The sequence below is a fragment of the Rhodopirellula sp. P2 genome, from assembly GCF_028768465.1.
Lineage (GTDB): Bacteria > Planctomycetota > Planctomycetia > Pirellulales > Pirellulaceae > Rhodopirellula.
Genome location: NZ_CP118225.1, coordinates 5347727 through 5365584, shown reverse-complemented (window position 1 = coordinate 5365584; position 17858 = coordinate 5347727). Strand labels below are relative to the sequence as shown.

At 57.0% G+C, this 17858-nt stretch carries 14 protein-coding genes; 10 read left to right on the top strand and 4 right to left on the bottom strand.

Annotation, left to right across the window (positions count from 1 at the left end; genetic code table 11):
- The 9 genes from PSR62_RS18940 to PSR62_RS18900 are packed head-to-tail and all read left to right on the top strand — an operon-like array spanning position 1 to position 8926.
- Entirely contained in the window at positions 1–1221 is a 1221-nt protein-coding gene (locus PSR62_RS18940) for a type II secretion system F family protein (RefSeq protein ID WP_274404573.1), read from the top strand.
- Positions 1222–1235: 14 nt separating this feature from the next.
- Positions 1236–1733: a type II secretion system major pseudopilin GspG gene (gene gspG, locus PSR62_RS18935; protein ID WP_274404572.1), complete on the top strand. Its 498-nt coding sequence runs from the start codon at positions 1236–1238 to the stop codon at positions 1731–1733.
- Positions 1663–2382, top strand: a complete 720-nt coding sequence (locus PSR62_RS18930) for a pilus assembly FimT family protein (protein WP_443217296.1) — start codon at positions 1663–1665, stop codon at positions 2380–2382. Before gspG ends, PSR62_RS18930 begins: the two co-directional genes overlap by 71 nt.
- Complete coding sequence (locus PSR62_RS18925) at positions 2379–2885, top strand: pilus assembly FimT family protein (RefSeq protein WP_274404570.1); 507 nt, start codon at positions 2379–2381, stop codon at positions 2883–2885. Before PSR62_RS18930 ends, PSR62_RS18925 begins: the two co-directional genes overlap by 4 nt.
- Positions 2882–3904, top strand: a complete 1023-nt coding sequence (locus PSR62_RS18920; RefSeq protein ID WP_274404569.1) for a hypothetical protein — start codon at positions 2882–2884, stop codon at positions 3902–3904. Before PSR62_RS18925 ends, PSR62_RS18920 begins: the two co-directional genes overlap by 4 nt.
- The gene (locus PSR62_RS18915; protein WP_274404568.1) at positions 3897–5531 is read left to right on the top strand and encodes a hypothetical protein; all 1635 of its coding nucleotides are present in this window, start codon (positions 3897–3899) and stop codon (positions 5529–5531) included. The genes PSR62_RS18920 and PSR62_RS18915 overlap by 8 nt, the downstream gene beginning before the upstream one ends.
- The gene (locus tag PSR62_RS18910) at positions 5509–7305 is read left to right on the top strand and encodes a hypothetical protein (RefSeq protein WP_274404567.1); all 1797 of its coding nucleotides are present in this window, start codon (positions 5509–5511) and stop codon (positions 7303–7305) included. Before PSR62_RS18915 ends, PSR62_RS18910 begins: the two co-directional genes overlap by 23 nt.
- A complete protein-coding gene (locus tag PSR62_RS18905; protein WP_274404566.1) occupies positions 7302–8261 on the top strand; it encodes a hypothetical protein in 960 nt (319 codons plus the stop codon). The genes PSR62_RS18910 and PSR62_RS18905 overlap by 4 nt, the downstream gene beginning before the upstream one ends.
- A complete protein-coding gene (locus PSR62_RS18900; RefSeq protein ID WP_274404565.1) occupies positions 8258–8926 on the top strand; it encodes a hypothetical protein in 669 nt (222 codons plus the stop codon). Before PSR62_RS18905 ends, PSR62_RS18900 begins: the two co-directional genes overlap by 4 nt.
- 641 nt (positions 8927–9567) lie before the next feature.
- Here the strand turns inward: PSR62_RS18900 and fdhA are convergent.
- The 4 genes from fdhA to PSR62_RS18880 form a co-directional block, all read right to left on the bottom strand.
- Positions 9568–10776, bottom strand: a complete 1209-nt coding sequence (fdhA, locus tag PSR62_RS18895; protein ID WP_274404564.1) for a formaldehyde dehydrogenase, glutathione-independent — start codon at positions 10774–10776, stop codon at positions 9568–9570.
- Positions 10777–11012: 236 nt separating this feature from the next.
- Positions 11013–11462 carry a hypothetical protein gene (locus PSR62_RS18890; protein ID WP_274404563.1) on the bottom strand — a complete coding sequence of 150 codons (450 nt, stop codon included), beginning with the start codon at positions 11460–11462 and terminating at the stop codon, positions 11013–11015.
- Positions 11463–11843: 381 nt separating this feature from the next.
- A complete protein-coding gene (locus PSR62_RS18885) occupies positions 11844–12020 on the bottom strand; it encodes a hypothetical protein (protein ID WP_274404562.1) in 177 nt (58 codons plus the stop codon).
- A gap of 218 nt (positions 12021–12238) precedes the next feature.
- Positions 12239–13456: a DUF1559 domain-containing protein gene (locus PSR62_RS18880; RefSeq protein ID WP_274404561.1), complete on the bottom strand. Its 1218-nt coding sequence runs from the start codon at positions 13454–13456 to the stop codon at positions 12239–12241.
- Positions 13457–14297: 841 nt separating this feature from the next.
- Between PSR62_RS18880 and PSR62_RS18875 the strand changes: the two genes are divergently transcribed.
- The gene (locus PSR62_RS18875) at positions 14298–17147 is read left to right on the top strand and encodes an FG-GAP-like repeat-containing protein (RefSeq protein WP_274404560.1); all 2850 of its coding nucleotides are present in this window, start codon (positions 14298–14300) and stop codon (positions 17145–17147) included.
- Positions 17148–17858 lie beyond the last annotated feature (711 nt).

The window sequence follows — 17858 nt, the reverse complement described above, 5'->3', positions numbered from 1 at the left end:
ATGCCAGACTTCGCATATGTCGCAAAAACTGCGACGGGAGAACGGCGGGAAGGTACCATCGCCGCCCAGACACGCCGGGCAGCGATGCAACGATTGCGTCAGCAAACGCTGTACCCCGTCAGTGTTTCCGATGTGAAGCCTGCGATGGGAGACGTCACCCAGTTCCAGTTGCCCCAGCGCATCAAGAAGGAACAGATCGCGGATCTGTGTACCCAACTGGCGGACCTCCTGAACAATGGCGTCCCCATGTTGGAGGCCCTGTCGATTCTGGGCGAAGTCACGATCAACCCGCGACTCCAAGACGCTGCCAAGCGGATCCACGACGCTGTTGCCGAAGGGGCAACCCTCGACCAAGCGATGGCAGCCGAACCCGCCATCTTTTCGGAATTGACGCTCAGCATGGTCCGGGCCGGGCAAGAGGGGGCGTTCTTAGAAGAGTCGCTCCAACGAACCAGTGTGTTCTTGTGCAAGCAAGATGAAATGCGTTCCAAGATCGTCAGTGCTTTGGCCTACCCAATCATTCTGGGCGTCGTCGGAACCTTGATCACATCCTTGATGATGGTCTTTTTGGTTCCCAAGTTCCAACCGTTCTTTGATCGGTTGGAGGCCACCGGGTCCGGTCTGCCACTGATCACGGTGTTGTTGCTGGCGGTCAGTCACACATTGCTCAACTACGGGTTGCTGTTACCCATTCCAGTCATTGCGATTGTGTTTGGGGTGAAGAAATACTTGGCCTCCGACAGCGGACGCACAACCTGGGACACCTGGAAGTTGAAGATCCCCGTGCTGGGTGACATCTTTCACGACGCCGCTGTTTCCCGCGCGTGTCGCGTGTTGGGGACGTTGCTTCGCAATGGCGTGCCACTGCTGAAATCACTGAAAATCAGCAGTGAGTCGACCGGCAATCGACTGTTGCAGCAGGCCATGCTGAAGTCGGCTGAGAACATCACCACCGGTGATACCTTGGCAAAGCCATTGGCCGCGAGTGGATTGATTCCGCCTCAGGTCATGGCGATGATTCGCATCGCAGAAGAATCCAACACGCTCGACGATGTGCTGGTCAAAATTGCCGACCGCATCGACGGCAAAGTGGAACGTCAACTGGAAGTGATGGTTCGAATGATCGAACCATTGATGCTGGTGTTGATTGGTGGCATGGTCATGTTTGTGATCGTGGGCGTGTTGCTGCCAGTCTTCGATTTAAATTCAACGGTTAACTAACAAAGGAAATTCTTATGAGACGTCGAAGCACTCCCAAACGCAGCGGTTTCACGCTGTTGGAATTGATGATCGTGTTGATCATCTTGGTCGGATTGATCGCCATGGTGGGACCCCGATTGCTGGGGTCGCAACAGAAGGCGGACATCCGAACGGCGGAGGTCCAAATCGGTAACTTGGCCTCGGCACTGAAAATGTACGTGGTTGATATGAAGGTGTTCCCCGCGACCGAAGACGGCTTGGAAGCGTTGTTGAAAGCACCCGATGATGAGCGTCTCGCTCGCAAGTGGGCAGGCCCTTACATCGATGGCAGCAAGCTTCCGCTTGATCCTTGGGGCAACGACTTCGAATATGAATTCGATGCCGTCGAAGGTGGCAGCGATAGCTCGCAACCTGCTTTCCCGCGTATCTTCTCAGTGGGCCCCGACGCTCAAGCGGGGACCGATGATGACATTGGCAACCAACCTGCTGAAGGCGAAGAGGAGTCGGAATTGTCCGACTCGAGCGACGCGTGAGGCCTCGCCCGTTTTGAAATGTCCCTGCAAGACCGGCTTCTCGCTGCTGGAGCTCATGATCGTCTTGACGATCATGGTTGGGATCGGTGCTGTCGCGTGGCCGAGCTTGCGAAGGCCGATGGCGGACAGCAGTGTGCAGCAAGCCGCCAATCTCTTGCGGGCCGAAATCTCCGATTGCCGACAAACCGCGGCAATCCAAGGGGAGCCGCGTTTGATGCGATTCAATGCCAACCAGCCGCTCGTCACATCGGGACACTGGTCCGACCTGGTCGCCGAACAATTGACCGACAATCGTTCGCCAAGTGGCACGGAAGCGGAACACGAGCTGAATGCTTGGGAACTTCCGGTCGACATCGTGATTGACGAAGTTCAATTGGATCAAACCGCCTACGTCGTCGCTGATGAAACGTCGATGCCGTCGGACGTGATCGATCTTGAGACGTCGACTTGGTACCTGCCGTTCTTGCCCAGCGGCCAAACGAGAGCGGCCATCATCGTGCTGCGTGACACAGCCACCAACAGTCGCGTGGCCATCGAAATCGAAGCGGTCACAGGGATGATGCGAACCGCGCGGTTGTCACCCGCGGCACCGGACGATGCGTCGGTGACCGCTCCGCTACCGCCTAGCGACGGGGAGCTTTCCAATTGAATCCTCGACGCAAGCCACACAGCGGTCTCTCTTTGATGGAAATGGTCCTGGCCACCGCGTTGCTTGCCAGCAGCGGTGTCGCACTGTTCACGTTGGTGGGACAAGCGACCCAATTGGCGCGACGGGCCGAAGAGCGAACGGTGGCGCTGCAGATGGCCCAGTCCACGATGGACGAATTTCTTGCGACTGGTTCGAACGCTGAGTTGGAAATGGAGGGCAGTTTCCCGTCCGACCCGCGTTGGCGCTATCGAATCGAACTGTCGGATGTCGAGGCAACCGAACAAAACGAATCCAGGCTGAAGCGAATCGTCGTTTCCATTGATCGTGCCAACGAACGGGGCGGGGCGTCGTCGAACTCGGCTGACACCGCCATCGTGAGTCTGGTCCGCTGGACAAGAGCAACGCAGCCGCTCAGCCAATCAACGAGCGATTCGGCATCACCGGAGCCAACAGACGCACTGCCACCGACAAGTTTGATGCAGGCGGATTCAATCACGCCATGAATACAGACGCAACTCGCCGCGGGGGCTACACGATCCTTGAGCTGATGCTCTCGCTGATCTTGCTGGCGGCGCTGATGATGGTCGCTTGGTCGATCCTAGGATCGTATCGCGATGCCGAGCAACGTGGATGGAATCAAGCCTATCAAATGCAGGTGATTCGCATCGCCCGCGATTGGCTGGAGTCGGACGCGGCCAGCTTGATGGAGCCCAGGGTGTCCATGAGTCCGTCATCGACTCCCACACAGTCTTTTTCGTCACACCCCACCCAATTGCGACCGTTCCAAGGGAATGAACAGGGCTTCGAGGTCGACCTGATTCCGTCATTTGATCCGTTGCCGTGGTTGGAAGCGGTCACCCAAGCGGAGGCCCCCCTGTCCACCACAACTCAAGCACACACTGGCGAGCATCCCAGCACTTCGATTGCATTCGATCCGCTCACCATCCATCACTTGCACTACAAAATCGTCCCCGCTGCTGCGGTCAGTGGCACGGGCGCCACTGATTCCGCAGAGGAGCTTTTTGACGTTCAGCGAGAACTGGTTCCGATTGACCGCTGGTCCAAAGCCTCCTCGTCGCCGTCTGAAAAGCAGTTGACCACGGCCGACCTGTATCGCGTTTCCGAGGAGGAACGACCCAGTGAAACCGCCGCCGATGGGGAGACTCTGGCGATCAGCATCCGCAATCTCGTCGCTCCCCGTTTTCGCTACAGCGATGGCGTGCAATGGCTGGGCCAATGGGATAGCCAATTGAAGGGGGGGCTGCCACGCGCGATTGAATTGAGCTTCGATTTGCCAGCCGCCTCCACTTCCTACGAAACGCTCGACCCCGAAGACGACGAGGCGGATGAGTTCATCGCGGACGATTTCGCGGAATTGGCGATGTCGATCGAACCGGTCGCCGTGAATGATGCGAGTGCGGCCGGCAACGACGAAGACGCTCTCATCCGCGACGTGCGAATCGTGGTGTTCCTCCCCGGCAGCGGACTCCAAGGCAATCTGGAAGGTGCCCCGCATGAATAAGCCCCGAAACGGAACGGCTCTGTTGGTCGTCATGGTGATCGTGACCATGGTGGCGCTGGCCGCGTATGGATTCAATCAGCAGATGGCTGACGCCTACCGTTCCAGCAAGCTGCAAATCGAACGCGCCCAAGCTCGTTTGACGGTCATGAGTGCAATTGAAGCCCTGCAATCCACTTTGGAACAACCTCGCGGCACCCGTTTGACCTGGCATCGCGAACCATCGGCGGCGTTCGCCGCCGTGACGCTGCAACCAAACGCCAGCCAAACGGAAGACGTCGAGCCGCAATGGATGTTCTCCGTTTTGTCGCCCGCAGATCCCAGTGCGGTGGGAACGCCCATGGAACTCAGCAAGGCTTGGCGATTTGGACTCACCAATGAATCCGCCAAAATCAACTTGTTGGCACTCAACCAGTGGGAAGCGGCTGTCCCGGGACAGGCCAAAAAGACCCTGATGAATTTGCCGGGGATGGACCTGGCGATGGCGCAAGCACTGATGAATGCTTACGACATCGTCGACACGGCGCCAGCAAACGCAATGAGCCTGAGCGATCGGATGGGGGCGTTCGCTAACCAGCAGGAAGCTGGCGGGGTGTCATCAACCGGTGGAGCGGATGCTGGCGAGCGGATTCGCGAGTGGGCAAATCATTGGACAGGCGGTGACTGGGACATGAACTACCAACTCGATTCGCTGGAACAAAACTTGTTGGAAGAGCGAACGTCGTTGGGAACGGCGGGCTCCATCGATGGAGCGGCCAGTGCGGTGCCGCTGGCTTGGCGAGACCATCTGACATTTGACAGTGGGCAAAAGAACGAAAGCCTCAGCGGTCAACCGAGGGTTTTCCTCAACGGGGCGGACCTGCGAAAACTTCACCAGGACCTGCTGACAATTTGGCCGGCTGATCGGGCCAACTTTGTGATCGCCGTGCGGCAGTTTGGCATTCGGAGGCAATCAACGTCCCGGGCGGGAACTTCCTTGGTCACCGCCGCCGAGTGGACCCCCGATTTTTCGATCCCCGCGTCCGTGCGAATTGCCAGTCCACTGGAATTGGCCAACGCAACAGTCGAGGTCTCACAGGCCAACGAGAAACCATTCTCAATCCGGAGCCCATTCTCGGATGACTTTGGTGATCGCAGCAACTACATTAGCAGTCTGGTTGACGACGTGACGGTCCATCCCAGTCGCGTGATCGTTGGCCAAGTCGACGTGATGGAGGCTCCCCGCCCCGTCTTGCTAGGCATTCCGACGATCACCCCTGAAATCGTCGATCAAATCATCGAGCGACGTGCGTCTCAAACTGGTTCGGTTTCGCCGACCAGCACGAACGCCTCGCGGAACACGATTGCTTGGCTATTGATTGAAAACGTCGTCGACTTACCCACCTTTATCAAACTCCAGCCCTGGATCACCGTTGGAGGCGATTGCTACCACGCTCAAATCGTTGCCTTTCGAGACCCTTTCACGCCGACGTTCCGTTGCTCTGTGACGTTGGACGGATCAGCCCCCCATGTCGCCCTGCGAAGTTTTCGCCAATGGGACGCGTGGGGGAAGGGTTTCAACATTGACGAGTTGCGTGGTGAGCTTTCGCCAAACCCACCCTTGGATCATGCCGGTTCCCACCTTCCTTAGCCGCCTCCCCTTCCTTCACTCGTTCGCCGCACCCTCCAAACGCGGTCCGATCGTGGTCGCTTCGTGGGACCAAGTGAACGTGTATTTCTTAGTGGTGAGGGAACGCAAAGACGGGTTGGCGGCGGTTGCCTGGGGGACCCTGGCCCGCGAGGCAGAGCAGCCTGCGCTGGCCGTTCTTCAACAACAGCTCACGGCCAGCAAGATCACTGCTTCCCGTTTGGTGTTGTTGCTGCCGCGGACCGATTTGGAGATGACGACGGTGGAGATACCGCCGGCCGACGCGTCCGAAGTCGCGGCCTTGATCCGAGCGGAAGTGGAACAACTGATCGGCGATGGAGACCACGAGTTGGTCGTTGACTATCGACTGCTCGATGGAGCGACGTCGCCGATGGTCGCCGCTGCGGAGACGGCTTCCGACGCCAGTGAAGCGGATCAAAAACAGCTGGGCGAACCCAAACGCTCACAAACTGCCGCCGCTTTCTCGCTCGAACAAAGTCAGCTGAACGCCTGGACCGATTCGGTCGCTCAAACGGGACTGCAACTCGCCGCGTTCACGTCCCGACAAACCGCGCCCCTGTATCAACTTCGTCAGCAACGCGTCTTCCGTTCGTCCTTGACTGTGTTGATCGTGGTCTACGAGGGCGAGGTGGAGTTGTCTTTTCTTCGCGGCAATCGCCTGGCGTCGCTGCGAACCTTCCGGGCTGGCAGCGATGATGCAGGCGCGTTGACTGATCAAATCCAATTGGAAGTGCAACGCAGCATTTCATTGATGGACTTTGTCTCGCCTGGCGAAATGCCAGAGATGCTGGTTTTGGTTCGAGGACCGCGTGACGCGCTGCCCGAGGGCACCACCGGACCACTTGGCACGGACTCCGACACCGACCCATTGCTCACGCTTTGCGACTCACTCAAGGCACGCCCGGTGACTTTGGCGATGCCAATCGACGCGAGCAGCGAGCAATCCACCGATGACGACGCTCCCGCTCCGGATCCAGTGTTGGCGGCTGCGGCGTTCGTGTTTCAAGAACACCATTTGGCGGTCGACCTGGTGCATCCCAAGGTCCCACCCGTACCACCCAATCCGATGCGTCGGTGGATGGCGATCGCAGCGTTGGCGGTGGGCAGTCTGGGAATCGGGTCTTACACGCTGCTCAGCGATGTTCAGGCGTTGAAAACTCAAGTCGACGGCAAGCAACAGGAATTGGTCGAAGCGGAACGAGTCGCTGCCAAAATGCAAGAGAAGGCCGACGAAACGCGGTTGGTTCAGCAGTGGCTCGGCGACCAGGTCGATTGGCTCAGCCAGTTGCAACGCTTGTCCAGCCGATTCCCCGAAGGTCAGCTCGCCAATGTGCGGCGTTTGTCCGCCGCGGTCGATGGCAGCACGGGGGTGATTGATCTCTCCGTTCAAGTCAACGACCCCAATCGCGTCGCGGAACTGGAAAACGCGCTTCGTGATGCCAAGTTCTCAATCACTAGCAAACGAGTCAGCGAGCAAACCAACAACGAAGAGTACCCATGGCAGTTCGAAGCCAGGATCGCGTTTCCCATCACGCCTGTCGATGAGCGAGAAGAAGAGATCTTCACTCAACCCGCTGGAATTGAGCCTCCCCTGGAAGCCGATGCCTCCGTGGAAACCGCTTCCCCCGATGCAAGCTCATTGCCAGAAAATGCGACGGTGCCAGAAAATACGACGGTGCCAGAACAAGCGGAGCCTTCCCAGCAGTCCACGCCTGCGGGCGATCCGAAAACCGACTTGCCTGAGGTTTCCTTATGAACGCCAACCGTCGAACCATGTTCCTGGCGGCCGGAGGAATCGCAGTGATTTTGATGTTTGCGATCGACACCAGTTATCAGTCGCTGATTGAGCAACCAAGTCAACGCTACGAAGGTCAATTGAACTCTGTCGAGTCAAAACTGCGAGACGCTAACAGGTCCCAAATCACCGGCCGGCGATTGGCCAATCAATTGGATGGGTTTGCTGAGCGATCGCTCCCGTATGATCCCGCGCTGGCGCGATCGAGTTACCAGGATTGGCTCTTGAAGCTCGTCGAACAACATCAGATGGAATCGGCCTCCGTCGATGCCGACACACCGCGTCCGATCGAAGTCCGCTCGCGCACCGCCAAGCGAAAGTCCAACCTCATCGGCCATCGGATTGGCTTTTCACTTCGTGCTCGGACCACACTGGATCACCTCACGGATTTCTTGCACGGCTTTCACCGTTCGGCTCAGCTTCACAAAATTCGTAGCTTCTCGGTGACGCCCCTGGTCAATGGCAACCAATTGGAACTGAACCTGGCGATCGAGACCTTGTCGCTTGATTCGACCGAGCGAGAGGGGAATCTTTCAACCTTGGTGCGTAGCGAGCAAACCTACCCGCCACGCGACAACTACAATGAGTTTGTTAGCCGCAACTTGTTTGCAAAAGGATTTTCCAAGTCACTGGGGCAAGTCCGTCTCAACGCAATCACGCAAAACCGCGCCGGTCAATCAGAAGGATGGTTTGCCGTGGGCTCACCACCCAGAACACAAATTGTTGGACAAGGCGAATCGCTGGAGTTGCCGCTGCACACCGTGCAGGTCAAGTCATTTGAAGAAGACCGCGTTGCGTTGAGCGTCAATGAATTTGATTGCTGGCTGTCGCTCGGACAATCGCTGGGCGACGTCTTAGGGCATCCGGCACCAACACCCGCACCCGTCGAAACGCTTCAGGAAGTGGAAGAGCCATGATCACCACCGCCCCCTCGATGTCACGTCCTGTCGCCATTTTTGCGATCGCAGTGTTGACCTGCCTCTCGATCACCGAAACGGCCCAAGCCCAATTGTTTGGTGCCAGGACACTCGGGCAACCACTCACGAGACGGCCTTCTGTCAGTCAGGGGGCGCCGCCAGCCATGGAATCCGCGGGGGCTGTGGAAGGCAGCGAACGCTTTTTGCGTGGCAATCGTTCGCGGGACGAATTTGTGGGGCCCAGTCGTGGTACTCAACAGGGATTCATTGGCAGTGACCAGGCCATCGGTGTCGGCCGCGTCCGCACATCGGTCGAATCGCTTCGCGAACCACCGGATCGCTCGGCCCAGATCAACCGGCCCGTTCCGCCTCTCGTCGCCGGAGCCATGTATCACCCGCAGTTGTCGATCTCCGTATCCGAGATGGCCGATGAGGCTTACGTTTCAGCGGTCATTTCCAAACGCGACCAAAAGCTTGCAGCCAGATTGAGTCTGATCGCCGGCACCCCGATCCAGGTTTCGTATCAAGGCAACCGGACGATCTTGAGTGGCGCCGTTGAGTCCGAGGCGATTGCTGAAAAACTTCGGATCTTGGCGTCCTTCGAACCGCACATTGACGAGATTGAATGCCAGTTTTCGCCCCGCCGAACCCTCATTCGCCACTGAGCTTGCTGGTCCGGGACCAGCCGTCACCTCACCGCACGTGAGCAACCCTCCGCTCGTTCCCAGGCTCCCGCCTGGGAACGCACTGTCTTGCAGGCTCTGCCTGCCGGTTGCTGGGTCATGAGGCGGGAGCCTCCGGTGCATTGTGTGCCCAGGCAGAGCCTGGGAACAAGATTGAGGGCACTTTCTTGCAGGCTCTGCCTGCTGTTGCTGGGGCATGAGGCGGGAGCCTCCGAGGCAGTGTGTGCCCAGGCGGAGCCTGGGAACAAGATTGAGGGCACTGCCTTGCAGGCTCTGCCTGCTGTTGCTGGAGCATGAGGCAGGAGCCTCCGGTGCAGTGTGTGCCCAGGCGGAGCCTGGGAACAAGAATGAACGCACTGTCTTGCAGGCTCTGCCTGCTGGTTCGCGGAGCATGAGGCAGGAGCCTCCGGTGCATTGTGTGCCCAAGCAGAGCCTGGGAACAAGATCGAGGGCACTGCCTTGCAGGCTCTGCCTGCTGGTTCGCGGAGCATGAGGCGGGAGCCTCCGGTGCAGTGTGTTCCCAGGCGGAGCCTGGGAACAAGGTTTCACTCGCGGTTCAACGCGTCCGGTCCATTCGCCGCACGGCATGGGGGCCGCTCCGTTTCACTTCGACCAAGAGTTTCCTAGCTGGAAGCTGCCAGCACGCCGTGTGGGTCGAGCACGAATTTTTTGGCGGCGCCTTGGTCGAAAGCAGCGTAGCCCTGCACGGCTTCTTCCAGTGGGATCACCGTCGCGTTGACGGCGTTCGCGATTTGGCAACGATCGTGTAGGATCGCCATCATCAGCCCTCGGTTGTACTTCATGACCGGGCACTGGCCGGTGGTGAAGTGCAAGGACTTGGCCCAGCCCAACCCGATGCGAAGGGAAAGATTGCCGGTTCGGGCCGCTTCGTCGACTCCACCTGGATCGTCGGTCACGTACAAGCCAGGGATTCCGACGCCGCCTGCCACACGGGTGACCTCCATCACTTGGTTGAGAACGGTGGCGGGTTTTTCGACGCCCGAATCGCCGCCATGTCCGCGAGCTTCGAAGCCGACGCAATCGACGGCACAATCCACTTCTCGCTCACCCAAGATCTGTTCGATCATGTCGGGCAGGGAGGCGGCGGTTTTCAGGTCAACCGTTTCGCAGCCGAACGATCGGGCTTGAGCGAGTCTTTCCTCGATCATGTCGCCGACAATCACCACCGCAGCCCCCAACAACTGCGCCGCGTGGGCACAGGCGAGTCCCACGGGCCCCGCCCCGGCAACATACACGGTGCTGCCGGTCGTCACCCCCGCGGTGTACGCGCCGTGATACCCGGTCGGGAAAATGTCCGACAGCATCGTCAGGTCGCGGATCTTGGCGAGGGCTTGATCGCGATCGGGAAACGCGAGCAAGTTCCAGTCAGCATAGGGAACCATCACGTAACGCGATTGGCCACCGATCCATCCGCCCATGTCGACGTAACCATAGGCTGCGCCGGGGCGGTCGGGGTTCACATTTTCACAAACACCGGTGTCGCCTTCCTTGCAACAACGGCAGCGGCCACAGGCGATGTTGAACGGGACGCTGCAAATATCACCCTTTTTGATGAATTCAACGTCGCGCCCGGCCTCAACGACCTCGCCTGTGATCTCGTGCCCGAGAACCATGCCGGCCGGGGCGGTTGTGCGTCCGCGAACCATGTGTTGGTCGGAGCCGCAGATGTTCGTGGAGATCACTTTCAAGATCACCCCGTGGTGGCACTGCCGAGTCTTCCCTCGATAGCTGAGTTCCAATTTGGGATCGTCGATCGATTGGACATCGACCTTTCCGTCACCAAGATAAACAACACCTTTGTTATCTGACATCGAATCACGCCTCGTGGAAAATGGTGTGGGGAGCGGGGTCCAGGGCGACCGTAGCGATGTGGAACGGGGGCTGGGGACCCTTTGTGGTAATGGGAGTCTAGCAGGTTCGCTTGCTGCGATGGGCTGAGCCAATGATTCAACCGCAGCACCTGCGACCTCCTAAAGTGAATCGGTTTCCAGACGGTGAAGTCACCCCCAGCCAATCGACGAGTCCCGCGACAAACGAAGGCAACTTTTCAGGGAGGAGTTGTCACATTGGGATCTTGGAAGTTGGTCGCAGATGCGTTTGCGTCGCTGCCGGATAGACCGTGGTCCAGTGCTGACGGACCACTTGGTAACGGGCGGTCACCAGTGCTGCGAGCAAACACAGCCCCACCCATCCGATCCAACAACGCGATGGCTCCGTCCCCAAGACGAAAACGTTCGAGCAAAGCGGCGGGAAAGAGAGCGTTTGGGCCCGCTATCACGACAACGATCATCCAGAACGACCAGTGATCGGTGTACCCATGGCGATCAACTTGAAAGGCGTTTGCGGAAATGGGGGCCCCATGAATTCCCACGCCAGCAACCAACCAGAGAAGACCGGCAAGTCCCGTCAGGATTCCAAAGCCCAACATGAACCGAACGAAAGCCTGGTAGCTCGCGGGCCTGGGCTCGATCTCGCCGGCCACCTTGTTCGACGTCATTGGAAGATCCTCGCACGAGTTGCTTGCCGACCAACAGGGACACCGTGAAAGAGCCCTTGGTCAGGTCTTACACGCGCGCGAAGCTCAAAGCTTCACCAATGAATTCAGGCTCGAATGAGCAGAAACGCCATCATGGCTTGAATGCCTCATCCATCAATTTCGGGGAATGGTAGGAGTCAAAAAACATTGATGGGACGTTCTGGCTTTCGATCGAGAAGGCCAAAAAGAAACGCCAAATCCGAGAAGTTCCGGATCGATCAGGGCAACTGCCTGGTCAATTCGATCCACTTCACGAGTTTGGCGTTGTTCACGGAGCCGAATTTGATTTCATTCGGCTGGGCGATTGACGATTGCCATTCGAAAGGGGCTGGGAGCCCGTTTCTATTTTTGGCCTGCGTAGGCAGCTTCCATGTCTTCCTGAGCTTTCGCTTGTTCTTCTTCGTATTGGGTCATCGCTTCGGCGTCTGCGTTGTCTGTCACGAGTCCACCGTCGGACCCTCCACAACCAATGCTGGTCAAACAAAGCGCGAAGAATGAAATGGTCAAAAGGCGAGTCATTGAGTTTCTCTGTGAAGTGAATGGAGGAACGGGTTCGTTAATTGGCAAGGCAAATGATGTGAACGAGTTGGGAGGGGAATCAGTGCTGCGTTGCAAGGTCATTTCCTGTCGTTCGACGCGATTGCGTTCGCCGCGTCTGATTTGACGCAAGCCAGAACGCCTCGGGAGCGATTGATCCCGAGGCGTTTCTTTCACGATAAGATCGAGCGGGAGTCAATTTAGAAATCCATTTCGATCGTTTCTTTGCTTGCTCGGGTTCCCAACGCACCCCACAGGCCGTACGGGCTTTTAGCACCGGGTTGGTTGTTGTTCGCTGCGTTCCCACCATTGCGGACCATTGGGTTATCCAAATTTCCCGCTTCGATGGATTCGGTGATGAACTTAATGGCCCCATCCGCCATCAACACGTGGACGCCACCTTGGTGTCGGCTTGATGGTGGAAGCGTGACTTGTTCCGCATAGTTTTGCGTGGTGCACAGTTCACGGTTTGGCGGCAAATTGGTTGTGATCGCGCTATAAACGGTATAGGAGCTGGCCCACCGGAAACCACGCCCATTTCCAGCGCCGTTGTCGATGGGAGCAGTGGGGTTCCAAAATTGTGGCCGATCCGACGCGACGAATTGCAAACACTCTTGGGGAGCATCTTCTGGTTGCAGTGAAGTGCCAGTCAACGGCCGGGTTCGCTTGTCTTGGTCACCAATGTCACTGGCGATTTCGCCCATGCAAATCGTGTTCGACAATCCATCAAGAATGTCTTTGAAGGACAACTGGTCTCCGTTCACAAACACGCCTCGATGGGCGGCACGCGAACGTTGGAAATCACCTGAACCGGGTTTGTTGGCGTAGTTGTAGGGGCGAACACCTAGCCAAATCGATCCAGCCCCCGAATCGCCCAAGCAGGCTGCGTAGTTGGTTCGGCCTAGCGACGGCAGACCGCCTCCCGGATCGCTGGGGCATCGTAGCGATGGAAGTTGCGTAGCCCAAGGAATGTATTGCAACTGATTGGGGGTCGGTCCCATTGCAGGCCATGGGCACGTGTTGGAACCGCCAGGGCAGTTCGTGGTTTCATCGGTTCGACCCACCATTGGATTCGTGACCTGCTCCCAAATAGCCTGTTGTTCGATAAAGGGAGTCAAGCCCACCAGGATGCTCAGACGGTAGTGGTTGGCGCCATTGCCGGTTCGCCAGAACTCAGGAGTGGCGGTGTGTGTATCGAAGGTGCCGGTGGCCTGCATCGGCAACTTGTTGTACGCAGCGTGGTAGTTGTGAAGTGCCAAGCCAAGTTGTTTGAAGTTGTTGCTGCAACTCATTCGACGGGCTGCTTCACGCGCCGCTTGAACCGCTGGCAACAACAACCCGACGAGCACACCAATGATGGCGATAACCACCAGTAATTCGACGAGCGTGAATCCACGTCGAGACGCATTGAGTTTCATAAAGCTACTCGAGACTAAAAAGGGAGGGAACAAAGAATTGGCCAGAAGGCTGTCGCAATGAGTTCTCCCACTGAAATTTCAGTCTGTTTGACTGGAACATCGTTTTGGCAAGGTTCGCGGAACGGAACGTTCACGGTGTTGAACTGATACAGGCAACGTATCAATGGCAACGAGAAACTGTTTCAAGCAAATCTCAGGGAGCGACTGCGTCAGAGCGGAATGTTCGGATTTTCAATCGAATTGAACGAACTGCGACTCAGTGTTTGGTGGGGTGGGACGGGGGTGGGCGGGACACTGTTCCGAGGGGAGTATATTTTGAACCGACATACGCTCAATGTCAAGGGTTGCTTTTTGCTCCGTTGAGGCGGCTAAAGAATGATCCCTGATCGAACGTGGGGCGACTTCATTGCGACCGGATGACACGCGGGGGGGGCTTTTGTGGGGGGGGGCAGGGTCTGTTCGGGCTGGAGCAATGCAGGTCGCTCGGCCTGGTCAACGGTAAATCCTGTGGTCGCAATCCGCCTCACATCCTCTTGCTCTGAGATATCGTGAGCGTGATGGTCGAGCTTGTTGCAAGCTGATGCCCAACCACCTACGGTTTCACGCCGGAGACCACCAATAGGACGTCTGCAAGCACAGTGGTTTTCTGGTTTGCTACTAACCCGTTTTTCTGTTTCATTCGAGGTTTATGTTGGTCATTCCTTTTGGAACGCCGCGTTCATGCGTTGTGTTGCGGCTAACAGTCCTCTTGATGGTCTGGTTTGGCACCGGGTGCCGTCGTCCGAATGATGTTGGACGGAGCGGTGAGCAACGTCTGGCAGTTGATGAAATGCGAACAGCCATGAAGTCTGGCGATTTGCAAGCAGCATGGGAGAACGCTCAAGAGGTGCTGATCACGCACCAGGACGACCCTCAAGCACTCGAGGAAATTGCGTCGATCGCGTTTGCCGTCGACCAGAAGCAAATTGCTGTCGACTTGTTGATGGATGCGACTCGCAAGAGCGAGTTTGCGTCCGCGGCGCAGGTGCAACGCACGGTTGTTGGGTTGATTTCAATTGGTCGGGTGATGGACGCGATTGAGTTGCTCTCAACCGCAGTCCAGCAAGTACCGACGCAACACGAATCACGACGCTTGCTGTTTGACCTATGGACAGGATTGGGGGATCGGTTCGCCGCGTTGCCTCATGGCCAAGCCCTGGTGCAGCAACGGCAGATCGATCAGGACTTGTTGCTGGGGATCAGCAACACGCGGGCGCGAGTCTTCGAAATCGAGTCGATGGTCGCGATGGTCGATCGGCACGCTGGTGACAATCGACCTTGGTTAGCTCACGCCGAATGGCTTTTTGATCGAGGCCAGTTTGCCGAAGCGGAAGACGTCCTGCAGAAGATTCTCAAGCAAGATCCCGGGTTTGCTCCCGCCCAAATCTTGCTGGGACGGACGCTGATTGGTCAAGCAAAATGGGAGCATTTGGAGTCTTGGCAAAGCAGTCTGGACGCGGAGTGTACCGATCGATGGGAATACTGGTCGGTGATGGGAGATTGGGCGTCTGAAAAGGGGCACATCGAATCAGCGGCGAGATGTTTTTGGGAGGGCACTCAGCGCAACGCGATGGTGATGCAGCTGTGGCAAAAGTTGGCGAGGGCGATTCGCGAGAGCTCCGTTTTGCAGCCCGAGAACACTCACGATTCGCCGTGGTCAACTGACCTTCTCGACTCCATCCAAGAACGTATCACTCTCCTGGAACGTTTGCACCAAGCCGAGCAGCAGATCGTGAAGCCGAGCGGGAAGAACGTTGAAACCTATCTTGAACTCACGGAAACGCATGCGGCGTTAGGAAGATTGTGGGAAGCGGAAGCCTGGGCTGCTCTCGGGATCCGTCAATTGCAGCCAGCCTCTTCGGAACTGACCCAGGCTCGCCAACAGGTTCTTGGGCAACTCCACCGGCAAACACCGTGGCAGATCAGAGAACGACAACCGGCGTTGCAACTGGACCTGGGGGAGTTGCCTGCCGTCGAATTTTCGTTCGCCTCAAAGAATGCTGTGACCGACCGAGACTGGACTGCGACTGAGTGGACGACTCCTCAACTTCGCAACGAAGCGATCGAACGCGGGTTGGACTTTTTTGGTCGAACCTCCGATGCGTTGGATCAACCGGGCATTCTGTTGTCAAACACGCTCGGTTGTGGCGGTGGGGCGTTGGATCTCGATTTGGATGGTTGGAGCGATTTGGTCTTGGCGGCCGCCGGTGGGCACCCTGGGCAGAATGATTCTTCATCCAATGGCTGGTTCCGAAATCTCGACGGTCAGTTCATTTCAATGACCAAGCATGCAGGGACGATCGACCAAGCGTTCGGTCAGGGCATTGCCGTTGGTGATGCTAATTCGGATGGCTTCCCGGATGTTTTGTCGCTCAACTATGGCGTCAATCAGCTTTGGATCAATCAGGGAGACGGAACGTTTCAGGAGAGTTCTGATCGTTTTTTGTCCGCGTACCAGAATTGGTCGACCAGTGGGGCGATCGCTGATTTGGATGGCGACGGTCTTGCCGACATGGTGGTCGTGAACTATTGCGATGGGTTTGATCCAAGTACCAACGCCTGCACGACAGCGGGCGGTACGATCACACGGGCGTGTGCGCCGACGCGTTTTCCCGCCGGGGCGGATGAGTTCTGGAAAGGACTGCCAGACGGTCGGTTTGTCGAGGTGAGTTCACGCTGGTCCGCCCAGCCTGATATTTTGGGAAGAGGTTTGGGGCTGCTCATCGGATCGATTGATTCGCAGGCAGGTTTGGACATTTTCGTAGCCAATGATATGACCCCCAATCACTACTACAGTAGCCAGTCAACCGGCGATGACGATCTTCGTTTGCGTGAATCCGCTATGATCTCCGGATTGGCAACCGATGCCAATTCCAACGCGCAAGGTTCCATGGGGATCGCCTGTTGGGATTGTGACGGCGACGAGCGATTGGATCTCTTGGTGACCAATTTTGAGCGAGAGTACAACACGCTGCATTCGCAATATCGGGATGGTCTTTGGAAAGATGCGACCCCAGCGAGCGGACTTGTCACGCCAACCTGGCCGATGGTTGGCTTTGGATGCCAAGCCATCGATTTCGGCAATGACTCGCGCGCCGAACTTGTCGTCACCAACGGGCACACTGACTTTCCTGTCGATGAGGAGGAAATTTGGTACGCCCAACCGTTTCAACTATTTCGTCAAACGGAGTGGCGGGAATTTGATCTTGTTCAGGATGACTTGGGGGACGAATACTTTTCGAAAGAACATGTGGGACGCGCCCTGTGGGTCCTCGATGTGAACCGAGATGGGAAGCAAGATTTTGTTGTGACTCATCAGACGGAACCGGTTGCGTTGATGATGAACCAAACCCAAACAGAACATTCTTGGATTCGTTTTGAATTGCGAGGCACCCACTCGGCCACCGACGCCATCGGTGCAAAAGTGAAAACGCGTTACGGCAATCGTTTCACCGTTTCAGCCGTCACTGCCGGCGACGGATATTTGTGCAGCAATGAACGAACGGTTCACATTGGTTTGGGCGATTATCGCGGCACAGTGGACGTGACGATTGAATGGCCGGATGGATCGACACAGTCCTACCAAGGACTGTCAACAAAGTCAGAGTGGATGTGTGTCCAAGGGCAACCACCGTTTTTATGCACGCACTAGATCGCCTCAGTGATTCGGCGGATGAGTCTGCTCGCATGGGCATGCGGAAGGTTGAACACTGGCCAGCTTGAGAGTCTGGCTGACGCTGCGTCACAGACCAGTCGTCGGATTGGCTGCCTTGACGCCAGTGGCGAGTTCTGAAGGACCAAGCCGAGAAATGACGGCACAAAACGAATAAGGCTTCCAATCGGAACAAGTCTTCTCGCGTGGGGGGAGCCAAGGAACGCTCCGGATGGATTCTTGGATTCTCTCTTGAGAGGGAGAGCTAGGGTTTACGTGCGGCCGCAATTTTGTGAGTCGTGATCTCATTCCTTGGCGATTAGCGGCGTTTGGTTTCTCGTCGAACCATTCCTGCCTGAATCAAGACACTCTCAGGTAAGTGCACCCAACCCTTGCCCGTCCGAAAAACTCAAACGCTGGCCGCGACGCACCAAACACTTAAAAATGTAGCTTTTGAGAGTCTGGTTGCGAGCTGGTTGATGCATGACGGATGGCAAGTTTTCTCACCGATGCTGGACCATGGCCATAAGACGGATCTGTTGATTTCAGACGGCCCCAATTTTCACCGTCTTCAAATTAAGTCGTTTGAAAGCAAGGGTGAGAACCAAGAGATCACGAATTGTTGGTCTCCTACCCCCGTGGACTATTTGATCTTGATGGCACGGAATGGAAATTGGGGATTGATCACGCCTGCGTTCACTGCGAATCGAA

Bases quoted from the DNA above. Each gene is read 5' to 3' on its own strand.
- PSR62_RS18940 (WP_274404573.1), top strand. From the start codon at position 1: ATGCCAGACTTCGCATATGTCGCAAAAACTGCGACGGGAGAACGGCGG.
- gspG (WP_274404572.1), top strand. From the start codon at position 1,236: ATGAGACGTCGAAGCACTCCCAAACGCAGCGGTTTCACGCTGTTGGAA.
- PSR62_RS18930 (WP_443217296.1), top strand. From the start codon at position 1,663: ATGATGACATTGGCAACCAACCTGCTGAAGGCGAAGAGGAGTCGGAAT.
- PSR62_RS18920 (WP_274404569.1), top strand. From the start codon at position 2,882: ATGAATACAGACGCAACTCGCCGCGGGGGCTACACGATCCTTGAGCTG.
- PSR62_RS18915 (WP_274404568.1), top strand. From the start codon at position 3,897: ATGAATAAGCCCCGAAACGGAACGGCTCTGTTGGTCGTCATGGTGATC.
- PSR62_RS18910 (WP_274404567.1), top strand. From the start codon at position 5,509: ATGCCGGTTCCCACCTTCCTTAGCCGCCTCCCCTTCCTTCACTCGTTC.
- PSR62_RS18905 (WP_274404566.1), top strand. From the start codon at position 7,302: ATGAACGCCAACCGTCGAACCATGTTCCTGGCGGCCGGAGGAATCGCA.
- PSR62_RS18900 (WP_274404565.1), top strand. From the start codon at position 8,258: ATGATCACCACCGCCCCCTCGATGTCACGTCCTGTCGCCATTTTTGCG.
- fdhA (WP_274404564.1), bottom strand. From the start codon at position 10,776: ATGTCAGATAACAAAGGTGTTGTTTATCTTGGTGACGGAAAGGTCGAT.
- PSR62_RS18890 (WP_274404563.1), bottom strand. From the start codon at position 11,462: ATGACGTCGAACAAGGTGGCCGGCGAGATCGAGCCCAGGCCCGCGAGC.
- PSR62_RS18885 (WP_274404562.1), bottom strand. From the start codon at position 12,020: ATGACTCGCCTTTTGACCATTTCATTCTTCGCGCTTTGTTTGACCAGC.
- PSR62_RS18880 (WP_274404561.1), bottom strand. From the start codon at position 13,456: ATGAAACTCAATGCGTCTCGACGTGGATTCACGCTCGTCGAATTACTG.
- PSR62_RS18875 (WP_274404560.1), top strand. From the start codon at position 14,298: ATGAAGTCTGGCGATTTGCAAGCAGCATGGGAGAACGCTCAAGAGGTG.